At 73.3% G+C, this 13,229-nt stretch carries 11 protein-coding genes; 10 read left to right on the top strand and 1 reads right to left on the bottom strand.

Going from position 1 to position 13,229, the window contains the following annotated elements; all coding sequences use genetic code 11:
- The 3 genes from AB0A74_RS40695 to AB0A74_RS40705 all read left to right on the top strand — a co-directional run.
- A partial coding sequence (locus AB0A74_RS40695; protein WP_358258286.1) for a hypothetical protein occupies positions 1–964 on the top strand: 964 nt, incomplete at its 5' end.
- A gap of 91 nt (positions 965–1,055) precedes the next feature.
- Positions 1,056–1,562 (top strand): GNAT family N-acetyltransferase, encoded by a 507-nt coding sequence (locus tag AB0A74_RS40700; protein ID WP_358258288.1) that lies wholly within the window; start codon positions 1,056–1,058, stop codon positions 1,560–1,562.
- A 191-nt stretch (positions 1,563–1,753) separates the two neighbouring features.
- The gene (locus AB0A74_RS40705) at positions 1,754–2,479 is read left to right on the top strand and encodes a 3-keto-5-aminohexanoate cleavage protein (protein ID WP_358258290.1); all 726 of its coding nucleotides are present in this window, start codon (positions 1,754–1,756) and stop codon (positions 2,477–2,479) included.
- Between the two features lie 47 nt (positions 2,480–2,526).
- Here AB0A74_RS40705 and AB0A74_RS40710 read toward each other — a convergent pair whose 3' ends face one another.
- The gene (locus tag AB0A74_RS40710; protein WP_358258292.1) at positions 2,527–3,180 is read right to left on the bottom strand and encodes an ACT domain-containing protein; all 654 of its coding nucleotides are present in this window, start codon (positions 3,178–3,180) and stop codon (positions 2,527–2,529) included.
- 215 nt (positions 3,181–3,395) lie between these two features.
- Between AB0A74_RS40710 and gatC the strand changes: the two genes are divergently transcribed.
- The 7 genes from gatC to AB0A74_RS40745 all read left to right on the top strand — a co-directional run bounded on the left by gatC (position 3,396) and on the right by AB0A74_RS40745 (position 13,060).
- A complete protein-coding gene (gatC, locus tag AB0A74_RS40715) occupies positions 3,396–3,695 on the top strand; it encodes an Asp-tRNA(Asn)/Glu-tRNA(Gln) amidotransferase subunit GatC (protein ID WP_015104569.1) in 300 nt (99 codons plus the stop codon).
- The gene (gatA, locus tag AB0A74_RS40720; protein WP_358258294.1) at positions 3,692–5,191 is read left to right on the top strand and encodes an Asp-tRNA(Asn)/Glu-tRNA(Gln) amidotransferase subunit GatA; all 1,500 of its coding nucleotides are present in this window, start codon (positions 3,692–3,694) and stop codon (positions 5,189–5,191) included. The genes gatC and gatA overlap by 4 nt, the downstream gene beginning before the upstream one ends.
- The gene (locus AB0A74_RS40725; protein WP_358258296.1) at positions 5,188–5,379 is read left to right on the top strand and encodes a hypothetical protein; all 192 of its coding nucleotides are present in this window, start codon (positions 5,188–5,190) and stop codon (positions 5,377–5,379) included. The genes gatA and AB0A74_RS40725 overlap by 4 nt, the downstream gene beginning before the upstream one ends.
- Positions 5,376–6,878, top strand: coding sequence for an Asp-tRNA(Asn)/Glu-tRNA(Gln) amidotransferase subunit GatB (gene gatB, locus AB0A74_RS40730; RefSeq protein WP_358258298.1), 1,503 nt, complete (start codon positions 5,376–5,378; stop codon positions 6,876–6,878). Before AB0A74_RS40725 ends, gatB begins: the two co-directional genes overlap by 4 nt.
- A 485-nt stretch (positions 6,879–7,363) precedes the next feature.
- The gene (locus AB0A74_RS40735; RefSeq protein WP_358258300.1) at positions 7,364–7,666 is read left to right on the top strand and encodes a hypothetical protein; all 303 of its coding nucleotides are present in this window, start codon (positions 7,364–7,366) and stop codon (positions 7,664–7,666) included.
- A 177-nt stretch (positions 7,667–7,843) separates the two neighbouring features.
- Positions 7,844–10,414, top strand: a complete 2,571-nt coding sequence (locus tag AB0A74_RS40740) for a CHAT domain-containing protein (RefSeq protein ID WP_358258302.1) — start codon at positions 7,844–7,846, stop codon at positions 10,412–10,414.
- Positions 10,415–10,489: 75 nt separating this feature from the next.
- Positions 10,490–13,060 (top strand): M14 family zinc carboxypeptidase, encoded by a 2,571-nt coding sequence (locus tag AB0A74_RS40745; RefSeq protein ID WP_358258304.1) that lies wholly within the window; start codon positions 10,490–10,492, stop codon positions 13,058–13,060.
- The last annotated feature ends 169 nt before the right edge of the window (positions 13,061–13,229 follow it).

Consider the following 13,229-nt stretch of genomic DNA (forward strand, 5'->3'; position numbering starts at 1 on the left):
CGCGCCCGCCCGCCCTGCTTGGCGCGCCGTCCTGCCCCAGCGCGCCCGCGCCCGGCCCGCCGCGCCCGCCCGGCCCGCCGCGCCCGCCCGGCCCGCCGCGCCCGCCCGGCCCGCGCGCTGCGCCCCGGCCCTCGCCGTTCCTGCGCCCCGCCTGCGCCGCGCCCGCGCCCCGCCCGTGCCGCGCCCATCTGCCGACCTTCGCCCCGCCCCGCCCGCCTCCGACCTCCCCCGCCGCACCGGTCACCACCTCCCGGGTGGCTACGCTCGGTACCAGCGTGACCACGTCGAGGAGGAGTCGCCTGTGGACGTGCACAACGTGATGAGCGGGAACACCCACATCTCCGTCCAGGCCGGGAAGATCGGCGGCTCCGTCGTCCTGCGCACCCCGTGGTTGCCGATCGCGCTCGTCGTGGCGATCGTCGCCGCCACCGCCACCTACGTCGCCGCCGTCGCGCAGCAACCCCGGTACGACGTCACGCTCGCCACCCGCCTGCCGCGCGTCCCGCAGGTCACGCCGAGCCCCCTCCCGCCCGGCACGCGGCGCGCCTCCGAGTACGTCACCGCGCCCCTGTTCGGGTCCGCCGCGACGAAGGACGGGCTGGTCACCATCACCGTCATCCACGCCCAGTCGCTCAGCAGCCTCAACGGCTCCTACGACGTCAGCGGCGGGCAGCAGGGGCCGGGGCGCGGCTCGGCCAGCGTCCACGCGCCGGAGCGGGGCGAGCCGGGCGGGGTCGCGTTCGGGGTCGCGGGGTTCACGCTGACGCTCCCGACCGCGTCCTGCTCCGCGCCCAGCGTGCCGACCGGTGAGTCCGTGGTGGCCGTCGAGCGCAACGGCTGGTGGACCCGCGTGTCGGTGGTGCACGTCGGCCACTTCCCGCCGGACAGCGACGCCCTGCCGGTGCGCTTCCTGGTCGAGCGCGGCGACGGCGACCCGCCCGCCGCGGTCCGCCGGTGCGCCTGACCCGCAGATGTGCGGGTCGCTCGGCTCGCGCCTTGATCGAACCCCGCCCGCAGGGTTGCCTGGAGCACGACCAGAGCGGGAGGGGAAGCAGATGGCCGATGTGGTGGTGAGGCCCGCGCGCGAGGACGAGTGGGACGCGGCCGGTGCGATCACGGTGGCGGCCTACCACGCCGACCAGTACATCGAGAGCCGGACCGGCGGGTACGCCGACCAGCTGGCCGACACCCGCGCCCGCGCGCGGGACGCCGAGTTGCTGGTCGCCGTGGACACCGAGGACACGTTGCTCGGCACCGTCACCATCGCCCTGCCGGGCACCCCGTACGCCGAGGTCAGCCGGTCGGGCGAGCTGGAGTTCCGGATGCTGGCCGTGCACCCGGACGCCCGTGGCCGCGGGGTCGGCGAGGCGCTGGTGCGGGCCGTCGTCGCGCGGGCCCGGGAGGTCGGGGCGAAGCGGGTGGTGATGAGCAGCGGCGAGCACATGGCGGGCGCGCACCGGCTCTACCGGCGGCTCGGCTTCCAGCGGTTCCCCGAGCGGGACTGGAACCCCGTGCCGGGCGTGCACCTGATCGCCTACGGCTTCAGCCTCGAACTGACCTGAACGCGGGAACGGCCACCTCGCGACCCGGCCACGCCGCGACCCGACCGCGGCGTGACCCCGGCCACACCGCGACCCGACCAAGCCGTGACCCGACCAAGCCGTGACCCGACCAAGCCGTGACCCGACCGGGTGTGCGGCCGACCGGGGGTTCGCGGGTCGCCGGGAGCCGGGGCGCGTGCCACGCTGGGACCGTGCTCCAGGCCTGCCTCAACGGTGCCCGCAACCCACACAGCCACCCCGCGCTGCCCGTCACCCCGCAGCAGCTCGCCGCCGACGCCGCCGCCCTGGCCGAACTCGGCGTCACCCACTTCCACCTGCACCCCCGCGACGTCGTCGGCCTGGAGGTGATCGCCGGGCCGGAGGTCGCTACCGCCGTCGCCGTGGTGCGCGCCGCCGTGCCGCACGCCGAGTTGGGCGTCACCACCGCCGCCTGGATCCAGCCGGGCCCGGTCCGGCGCGCCGAACTGGTCCGCGGCTGGGCGGGGCTGTCCGCCGGCCGTCCCGACGTCGCCTCCGTGAACGTCCACGAGGACGGCTGGCGCGAGGTGGTCCGGGCGCTCCAGGACGCGGGCGTCGGCATCGAGCTGGGCATCTTCCACGTGGCAGCCGCCCGCACGTTGGCCGCCGCGGGCGTCCCGGCCGGCACCCGGCGCATCCTGGCCGAGGTCCAACCCGGCGAGACGGTCGAGCACGCCGCGGCCCTGCTGGAAGTCCTCGAACCGCTGCGCACGCCGATCCTGCTGCACGGCGAGGACGACAGCGCCTGGCCCGTCCTCGACTACGCCGCCCGCCTCGAACTGGACACCCGCATCGGCCTGGAGGACACCCTCCACAACCCCGACGGCAGCCGCACCACGGACAACGCCGAACTGGTCGCCTACGCCCAGCGCACGCTCAAGGCCAACGCCGTGCGCTAGCCCGCGACGCCACGGCCACGATCAGCCCGGCGGCACCGCGGCCAGGGTCAGTCCGGCAGCACCACGGCCACGATGCCGGCCAGGTGGGCCAGCCGCGCCACCTCGGCGGCGCGGAACATCGGGCCGCCCGGCCTGCCCACCAGCAACACCCGGTCCGGCTTGCCCAGCGGGGTCGCGGCGAGTTCCGTGCCCAGCTCCTGCCAGGTCTCCGGGACCCAGCTCTCCTCGCCGTCCAGCACCGTCGCGCGGGCCAGCGGCATCCACGGCGGGTTCCGCATGCGGGTCTCCGGGGCCGCCGCCGACGCCGTCAGGCGGTGCACGCCCGCGCCGTCGTAGCCGACCACGACCGCCCAGCCCGCGCGGATGATCTTCGGGACGCCCTCGGTGAAGATCTCCAGCCCGCGCGCCGGCTCCTCGGCGACCTCCTCCACCAGCTCCAGCTCGCGGTGCGTGTCCAGGACACCCGCGTACGGTCGGACCGCGTCCACCTCGACGCCCTCGATGGACTCCGCGGCGGTGATGAGCGTGTCCGGCAACCGGCCGGACGGCAGCTCCACCACCAGGTCGTCGATGGCCACGCCGGAACCGCGCTCCACCACGTCCACGCTGAGGATGTCGGCCCCGATCTCGCCGAGCGCGGAGGCGACCGCGCCCAGGGTGCCGGGACGGTCCGGGAGCTGGACCCGGAGCAGGAAGGACACGGTGCACGCCTCCAAGGGCTGGTGTTCGACGACTGTCCGGCCGATGATTCTCGCAGACGCAGCTTCGCTTTCCGACCCACCAGCCGCGTTGCACAGCGGTAAAATCCCGCACCCCCGCGCGCGGCCCACGCACAACCCGGTCGGACCTCGCCCTGACCAGCCAATAGACTCGTCGGGTCCAATCCGAGAGAAACCGACCCACGGGGGTTGACGAGGTGCCCAGCATCTCCCGCGACGAGGTCGCGCACCTGGCCCGCCTGGCCAGGCTCGCCGTCACCGACGACGAGCTTGACCTGTTCGCCGGCCAGTTGGACGTGATCCTGCAGTCGGTGGCCACGGTGGGCGACATCGCCACCGCGGACATCCCGCCCACTTCGCACGCCGTTCCGCTGACCAACGTGTTCCGCGAGGACGTGGTGCGTCCCAGCCTCGGTCAGCAGCAGGCGCTCGCGGGCGCCCCCGCCGCCGAGGACGGCCGCTTCCGCGTGCCGCGCATCCTTGGGGAAGAAGCATGAGCCTGATCCGCAGCACCGCCGCCGAGCTGGCGGCGAAGATCGCGAGCCGCGAGGTCTCGGCCGTCGAGGTCGCGCAGGCGCACCTGGACCGCATCGCCGAGGTCGACGGCGCGGTGAACGCGTTCCTGCACGTCGACACCGAGGGCGCGCTGGCCGCGGCCAAGAAGGTGGACGACGACCTGGCCGCCGGGCACGCCCCGGTGAGCCCGCTCGCGGGCGTGCCGCTGGCGCTGAAGGACGTCTTCGCCACCGAGGGCGTGCCCACGACGTGCGGCTCCAAGATCCTCGAAGGCTGGGTCCCGCCCTACGACGCCACGGTCACCCGCCGCCTGCGCGAGGCCGGCGTCGTGATCCTCGGCAAGACCAACATGGACGAGTTCGCGATGGGCTCCTCCACCGAGAACTCGGCCTACGGCCCGACCCGCAACCCGTGGGACCTGGACCGCATCCCGGGCGGCTCGGGCGGCGGCTCGTCGGCGAGCCTCGCGGCGTTCGAGGCGCCGCTGGCGATCGGCACCGACACCGGCGGCTCGATCCGCCAGCCCGGCGCGGTCACCGGCACCGTCGGCGTGAAGCCGACCTACGGCGGTGTCTCCCGCTACGGCCTGGTCGCCTTCTCCAGCTCCCTGGACCAGGGCGGCCCGTGCGCTCGGACGGTGCTGGACGCCGCGCTGCTGCACGAGGTCATCGGCGGCTACGACCCGCTGGACTCCACCTCCATCGACGCCCCCGTGCCGCCGGTGGTCGCCGCGGCCCGCGAGGGCGCGAACGGAGACCTGACCGGCGTGAAGGTCGGCGTGGTCACCCAGTTCAGCGGCGACGGCTACCAGCCGGGCGTGCTGCGGTCGTTCGAGGCCGCGGTGGCGCAGCTCAAGCAGCTGGGCGCGGAGATCGTCGAGGTGTCCTGCCCGAGCTTCGACTACGCGCTGCCCGCCTACTACCTGATCGCGCCGAGCGAGGCGTCCTCGAACCTGGCCCGGTTCGACGCGATGCGCTACGGCCTGCGGGTGGGCGACGACTCGACGCGCAGCGCCGAGGAGGTCATGTCGCTGACCCGCGAGGCCGGGTTCGGCGCGGAGGTCAAGCGGCGCATCATGATCGGCACCTACGCACTGTCGTCGGGCTACTACGACGCCTACTACGGCTCGGCGCAGAAGGTGCGGACGCTGATCACCCGCGACTTCGAGCAGGCCTTCGCGTCGGTGGACGTGCTGGTCTCGCCGACCACGCCGACCACGGCGTTCCGCATCGGCGAGCGCGCGAACGACCCGATGGCGATGTACAAGGCCGACCTGTGCACGATCCCGGCGAACCTCGCCGGCACGCCGGCGATGTCCGTCCCGAGTGGACTGTCCGACGAGGACGGCCTGCCGGTGGGCCTGCAGATCATGGCCCCGGCGTTGCAGGAGCACCGGATGTACCGGGTGGCGGCGGCCTACGAGGCGGCCCGCGGCACGGTCTACGGCGAGGTCCCGGAACTGGCGGTGGCGCGGTGAGGAAGGCACGTGGCGCGTTCGCGCTGCTCGGTGCGGCGGGCGCGGCGACCAGCGCGTTCTCGACGCTGAAGGCCGCGCGCGGCAAGAACGACAAGCTCGCGCTGGCCAACGCGGTCGCGAGCATCCTGGTGGCGATCACCGGCGCGGCGCTGGCCGTGCGCAACATGCGGAGGGGCGGCGACCGATGACGTCGGTGGACGAACTGATGGACTACGCCGAGGTCATCGAGCGCTTCGACCCGGTGCTCGGCCTGGAAGTGCACGTCGAGCTGCACACCAACACCAAGATGTTCTGCGGCTGCGCCAACCTGTTCGGCGGCGAGCCCAACACGCACGTCTGCCCGACGTGCCTGGGCCTGCCCGGGTCGCTGCCGGTGGTCAACGGCAAGGCCGTCGAGTCGGCCATCCGCATCGGCCTCGCGCTCAACTGCGAGATCGCCGAGTGGTGCCGGTTCGCCCGGAAGAACTACTTCTACCCGGACATGCCGAAGAACTTCCAGACCTCGCAGTACGACGAGCCGATCGCCTTCAACGGCTGGCTCGACGTGACGCTGGACGACGGCGAGGTCGTGCGGGTGGAGATCGAGCGCGCCCACATGGAGGAGGACACCGGCAAGTCGCTGCACGTGGGCGGCGCGACGGGCCGCATCCACGGCGCGGAGCACTCGCTGCTGGACTACAACCGGGCGGGCGTGCCGCTGATCGAGATCGTCACCAAGCCGATCACGGGCACCGGCGAGCGCGCGCCCGAGGTGGCCCGCGCCTACGTCACCGCGCTGCGGGACCTGTTGAAGGCGCTGGACGTCTCCGACGTGCGCATGGACCAGGGTTCGCTGCGCTGCGACGCGAACGTGTCGCTGATGCCGAAGGGCGCCGCCGAGTTCGGCACCCGCACCGAGACCAAGAACGTCAACTCGCTGCGCAGCGTCGAGCGCGCCGTGCGGTTCGAGATGACGCGGCAGGCCGCGGTGCTGGTGGGCGGTGGCAAGGTCACCCAGGAGACCCGGCACTTCGACGAGTCGACCGGCTCCACGTCGTCGGGCCGCACCAAGGAGACCGCCGAGGACTACCGGTACTTCCCGGAGCCCGACCTGGTCCCGATCGCGCCGTCCCGCGAGTGGGTCGAACAGCTGCGCGGCACGCTGCCCGAGCTGCCGTGGGAACGCCGCAAGCGCATCCAGACCGAGTGGAGCCTGACCGACGCCGAGCTGCGCGACCTGGTCAACGCGGGCGCGGTGGACCTGGTGGCGGCGACGGTGGACGCGGGCGCGACGCCCGCCGAGGCCCGCTCGTGGTGGGTGGCCTACCTGACCAAGGAGGCCAACGCGCGCGGCGTCGAGCTGGGCGAGCTGGCCATCACGCCGGCGCAGATCGCCCGGGTCGTCGCCCTGGTGAACGCCGGTGAGCTGACCAACAAGCTCGCCCGCGAGGTCGTCACCGGCGTGCTGGCCGGCGAGGGCGAGCCGGAGGCGGTCATCGAGGCCCGCGGGCTGAAGGTGGTCTCCGACGACTCGGCGCTGGAGAAGGCCGTGGACGAGGCGCTGGCCGCGCAGCCCGACGTGGCGGCGAAGATCCGCGACGGCAAGGTCGCGGCGGCGGGCGCCATCGTCGGCGCGGTCATGAAGGCGACGAAGGGGCAGGCCGACGCGAAGAAGGTCCGGGACCTGATCATCGCCCGCTGCTCGTAAGCACGTCCCCCGTCCCGTGGGCCCGGTCGCTTCGCGCGGCCGGGCCCGCGCGCGTCTACGGAACGCGCCGGTTCTGTGAACGTGATCATCGGCACCGTCGGAGTGCGTATCTGAGGGCCGGTCCGCCGTTCTCATAGGGCGAGCCCCGCGAATGCGGTGGCGATCCGTGACGAGAGGGGTGCCGACGGTGGCTATTCCACGTGGCCGATCTGCGCGAATGTCCTCTTATTGCGGGTCCCGACACACCATCGCTGTGTCAACACGTTCCCCCATTCGAGTGGTAACGTCCCTTGAAACGCCTCTTTCGTGCTGGTCAGGGCCTCCTGCTATCCGGGAAGTGATTGCTCAGCGTGAATTTCCCCCGCACAGGTGCGTCCGTCTGTGTCAGGCTTGAGCCGTTCGGTTGGCGGGGGGCCGCCGAAATGATCGAAAACACCCGATGAACTTCCCCCGATTCAGGGGCCCGTTGTAGGGGAGGACAACACATGACCGCCGGAACCAACCGCAAGCGCGTCGCCGAAGTCGAGGGCGCGGACCTGGCCGACGAGTCGGCCGTCACCCTCACCGCCGCGACGACCGGGACGAAGCCCGCCGGCGACAAGGCGAAGGACAAGGCGAAGGCCAAGCCCGGCAAGAAGCGCTCGGGCGGCGGCTCGGGTGCCGAGGGCGGCCCCTACGCGACCCACTCGGTGCCGGTGACCGACCCGGAGCAGCAGACCGAGCCCGAGCGGACCGAAGAGGAGCCGCAGCCGGTCGGCCCCGAGGGCGGACCGTACGCGACGCACTAGTCCCGGCCACCACCCCGAAGTGGGTAGCACCGGGACGCCGTTCCGCCCACCGGCCGACAAAGCACCGACCGGTGGGCAGAATGGCGCGCTCCGTTGTGCTCTCATATGAACGTGCCCGCCACGCCACCCGCACCCCGACGGCGCGGTGCCAGCCGGAAGATCGATCCCGCGGAGGCCGTGACCCGGGCCCGCGAGTTCCACCAGTTGGCGAAGACGGCGGCCAACGCCGCCCGACCCGTGCGAGCCATCAAGCACCTCCACCGCGCGTTGGCGCTGCTCGAAGTGCCTGGTGTCGATCCCGTAGCACGCCTCGAAGTGCGTGCCAGAGTCCTGTTCACCCTGTCCTACTGCCTCGCCGAGACCGGCTCCCTGGACGACGGGCTGAGCCAGCTGGAGGTCGCCCGCGCCGAGCTGGCCGACCTGCCGGACGTGGAGCTGCGCGAGGAACTGGTCAGCCTCCTCAACGGCACCCAGGCGGTGCTGCTGTTCCGCGTCGGCCGGATCGAGGAGGGCATCTCCTACGTCGACCTCGACATCGCGCACCACGAGCGCCGGCTGGCCGCGGGCGACGGGTCCGCCGTGCCGTCCCTGACCATCACGCTGGCCAACCGGGGCACCGCCTACGGGGAGATCGACCAGCCCGACGCCGCGGCGCGCGACCTCTACCGCGTCGTGGAGCTGTGCCGGGAGCACGGTCACCCGATCCAGGGCGCTCGGGCCACCCACGCGCTGGGCAACGTGTTGCGTCGCGCCGGGGACATCCCCGGCGCGTTGCGCCGGTACGCCGAAGCCAACCGGGTCTTCCAGGAGCTCGAACCCGGGCTGTTGCTGCGCCTGCGCATCGACCAGTCCGAGGCCCTGATCAGCGTGGGTCTGGCCGACGAGGCCGGTCGCCTGCTCGACGAGGTGTTGCCGGACCTGCGCAGGCAGAAGGTCGGGCAGGACGTCGCCGAGGCCGAGTTGTACCGGGCGGCGGCGGCGTTGCTCGACGGGGACCTCGGGTTGGCCAAGCGGATGGCCGGGTCGGCGCAGCGGCGGTTGGTCCGGCGGGGCAGTCCCGGGTGGGCGGCCGTGGCCGCGTTGATCGCCTTGCGGGTGGACGCCACCAAGGCGTTGGAGTCCCGTCGGCCGTCGGGGGAGGTCGTCGCGCGGGCGATGGAGCTGGCCACCGAGCTGGCCGCGCGCCGCCTGTACGACCAGGCCGCGTTCGCGCAGATCCTCGCCGCCCGGCTGGAGGTGCGGCGCGGCGACCCGGCGCGGGCCGAGCGGCTGTTGCGCAGCGTCCCCAAGTCGCGGCGGATCGAGCCGATCGACCACCGGATGGTGCTGCGGCTGTGCCGGGCGGAGATCGCGTTGGCGCGTGGCAACCGGCGGGTCGCGCTGGCGCAGGCCAAGGCCGGGCTGGCCGAGCTGGGTCAGCTGCGGGACAAGCTCGGCGGGCTCGAACTGGTGTCCGGGGCCGCCCTGCACGGCCGGGAGCTGGGTGAGCTGGCCGTGCGGCTGGTGCTGGAGGAGGGCGACTCGTCGGCCAGCGCCAAGCGGCTGTTCACCTGGCTGGAGCGCACCCGCGCGCAGATGTACCGGTACGACCCCGTCGAGTCCACTTTGGACTCCGAACTGGGTGAGCGGATCACCGAGGTGCGCCGGCTGAGCCGCTCGCTGCTGCTGGCCCGCCTGGACGGCGCGCCGACGGCCGCGCTGGAGGCCCGGCTGGCCGCCAGCCAGCGGTCCGCGATGCGCCTGGGGTGGAGCGCCAGCCCGTGGGGCACGCCGCGTCCGGTCGCCACGCCGGCCGAGGTGATGGAACGCCTCGACGGCCGCGCCATGGTGAGCTTCGCGGCCTCCGGCGACGAGCTGATCGCCCTCACCCTGGCCGGCGGCCGGGTCCGCATGGTGCGGCTGGGTTCGGCGGCGCAGGCCACCGAGTGCGCGCGCCGGCTGCACGCCGACCTCAACGCCCTCGCCCCCGACCTGCTGCCGCCGCCGCTGCGCGAGGTGATCGGCGCGTCCGCCCGCCGCGAGGCCGAGAAGCTGGACCGGATGCTGCTGCGCCCGCTGGCCGGCGTGCTCGGCGACCGGGAGCTGGTGGTCGTGCCGACCGGCGCGCTGCACGTCGTGCCGTGGGGTGTGCTGCCGACGTGCGCGGGCCGGCCCGTGGTGGCCGCGCCGTCGGCGACGTCGTGGCTGGGCGCGACCCGGCGGGACCGCGAGGCCGCGGCCGGCGTGCTGCTGGTGCGCGGACCCGGGTTGCAGGCGGCGCAGGCCGAGATCGACCGGCTCGCGGGCTACCACGTCGACGCGAAGCTGCTCGGCGTCACCGACGCCCGCGTGAGCACGGTGCTGGAGGCGCTGGACGGCGTCGGCATCGCGCACATCGCCGCGCACGGCGAGCACGAGTCGGAGAACGCCCTGTTCTCCCGGCTGGAACTGGTCGACGGCGCGTTGTTCGCCCACGAGGTCGGCCGGGTCCGCCGCCCGCCGCACCAGGTCGTGCTGGCCGCGTGCGAACTCGCGCTCAACCGCGTGCGGCCCGGCGACGAGCCGCTGGGATTCGCGGGCGCGCTGCTCGCGGGCGGCGCGCGCACGGTGATCGCGGCGTCGAGCAAGGTCGGCGACCAGCCCTCCGCCGAGGCGATGGCGGACTTCCACGCCGGCCTCGCGACGGGCCGGTCCCCGGCCGTGGCGTTGGCCGAGGCGGTCGCGGCGGACCCGTTCCGGCGGCCGTTCGTGTGCCTCGGGTCCGGTTGACGCCCTGATCTGTTGACCGCGCCCCACCGGAACCACTAGTGAGATGAGGTGGTCCGGTGAACGGAGGGCGCACGGATGCGGTCGACACTGCTCGCCTTGCTGTTGGTGGTGACCTCCGCGGCGCCGGTCCAGGCCGCGCCGGCCACCGGACGCGCCGCGGAACCGGGCAACGGCCCGGAGCGCAACGAGGTCGCCGCCGTCGACCCGCCGCTGTTCGCCGCCGCGCGCGGCGACAACCGGCCCGAGGTCGCGCAGGGCTACCCGCGCCGCACGCTGCTGCGGGTCTACCCCGAGGACGCCGGTGACCGGGCGGCCAAGCTCGGCCTCGCCACCTACCACTCGCTCGCGCCGCGCCTCAACGACCTCCAGCGGCGCAGCGACCGCGTGTCGGTCGAGGTCGTCGGCCAGTCCACCGCGGGCCGCGACCTGTACCTGGTGACGCTGACCGCGCCCGAGACGCCCCGCGAGACCCGCCGGCAGGAGGCGTGGCGCTCGCGGATCGCGGACGACCCGGTGGCCGCGCGGCGGGACCCGTTGCTGCGCAACGCCTACAAGGCCCCGGTGTGGATCAACGCGAACATCCACGGTGACGAGTGGGAGGGCACCGACGGCGCGTTGCGGGTGATCGAGGACCTGGCGACGACGTCCGACCCGGCGAAGCTGGACCTGTTGCGCCGCAGCCGGGTGCACGTGAACCTCACGGCGAACCCGGACGGCCGCGTCGCCGGCACCCGCGCCAACGCCGCGGGCTTCGACCTGAACCGCGACTTCGTCACCGCTTCGCAGCCGGAGACCCGGGCCATGCGGGACGTGGTGAAGCGCGTCCAGCCGCTGGTGGTGCTCGACGAGCACGGGTACGTGACCAACACGCTCATCGAGCCCACCACCCCGCCGCACGGCCAGAACTACGACTTCGACCTCTACATCAAGCACGGTTACGCGGGCGGCCTGCGCATGGAGGCGGCCGTCGCGGCACTCGGTCACCCGGAGACGGCGAAGCCGGAGATCCCGTTCCGCGACTACGAACCCGGCGTCTGGGACGGCTGGGCCCCGATCTACACCGCGCAGTACGCGATGTTCCACGGCGCGGTGGCTTACACGATCGAGGTGCCCATGCGGGTCAACCGGGCCGACTACACGACGCTGCCGGTGGAGGAGCTGCGCCGGCGGTCCCGGATCAACACCGACGTGGTCGAGGCGACCGTCCGCGGCGCCTTGGCCTACGTGCGAGAGCATCGGAGTGCGTTGGTGGACAACCAGATCGAGATCTTCCGGCGCGGCGACGCCGGCGAACCGCAGCGCCCGGTCCCGGACGGCTACGTGCCCGGCTTCGGCCCGGAGGACCGTTACACGACGGAGTTCCCGCGCGCCTACGTGATCCCGGTGGGGTCGGGGCAGCGTTCCGGTCCGGCCGCGGCCCGGCTGGTGGACCACCTGGTGGCCAACGACGTGCGCGTGTCGCGTGCGGACCGGCCGTTCGTGCTGGGCGGGCGGTCTTATCCGACCGGTTCGTACGTGGTGGACATGCACCAGCCGAAGCGCGCGCTGGCCAACGTGATGCTGGAAGCGGGCCGCGACCTGTCCGGTGACGTGCCGGTCATGTACGACATCTCCGGCTGGAGCCACCGGTTGCTGTGGGGCGCGTCGGTGGACGTGGTGCGTTCGGGCCGGTTGGACGTGCCCGCGCGGGACGTGGTGGCGGCGTCGCCGACGGGGTCCGTGGACGTCGCGCCGGGCCGGGACCTGGCGTTGAGGTTGGCCGACGGCAAGGACGCGGCGGCGGTGAACGACCTGCTGGCGCGCGGGATCGAGGTGCGGCGGCAGGGTGGTGGGGTGTTCGTCGTGCCGGCGTCGGCGCGGGCGTTGGCGGTGGAGGTGTCCGACCGGTACGGCGTCCGGTTCACCGAGGGTGCGGCCGGCGGGGTGGTCGTGCGGCGGCCCGTGATCGCGGCGGCGGTGGCGTCGGATGAGTTGAAAGCGTTGCGGGACATGGGGTTCGAGGTGCGGCCCGTGTCCAACGCCGTGTTGGACGGCGGGTTCGACTTCAGCCGGGTGGACGTGCTGTTCGTGTCGTCGGGGTTGCGGTATTCGGCTTTGGGGGCTCCGGCGCGGGCGGCTGTGGACGGGTTCCTGGCGCGTGGTGGTTTGGTGACGCGCGGGGCCACCGGGGCGCGGTTCAACGCCGAGGCAGGGGTGCTGGCTGCTCAGGCTGTCGCGGGGAAGGAGGACGCGAACGGGGTTGTGGCCGTGGTCGACGGGGACGGGCAGGCCGGCCACTCGTTCGTTTATGCGCCCCAGTGGTTCGTGGGGTTGGGGGATGGGGTGGTGGTGGAGCAGCGGTACGCCGGGTCGGTCTCGGGCGTTGGGTCGGTTTTGGGCGCTGGTTTGGGCGCTGGGTCGGTTTCGGGCGCTCAGCCGGTTTTGGGCGCTGGGTCGGTTTTGGTCGCCGGGCACTGGACCGCTCGGGCTGACGGGTCGGGTGGGCAGGAGGCGGCTGTTGGGCAGGCGGCGGTGGTGTCGGGGGTTTCGGGGCGGGGTGGGAGGGCTGTGTTGTTCGGGACGGAGCCCTTGTTCCGGGATCACCCCAAGGGGCTGTACTGGCAGGTCGCCGATGCCGTCTTCTCTTGCTTGCCGGCGCTTGTTTGATGCGCTGATGCGCTGGCGCGCTCTACAACGAACGCGCGAGCGCTCTCAAGATCAAAAGCGAAGGGCTGAAAGCGAAAAGCGGCGCTCGCCGCGCGGCAGGCCCCCGGGGGTGGAAGGGCGTCGGTTCGTTCCCCGTACGGCCTGCCGGAGGCAACCACCCTTTGGGGTT

It is taken from the genome of Saccharothrix sp. NPDC042600, from assembly GCF_040647305.1.
GTDB classification, from domain to species: domain Bacteria; phylum Actinomycetota; class Actinomycetes; order Mycobacteriales; family Pseudonocardiaceae; genus Actinosynnema; species Actinosynnema mutabilis.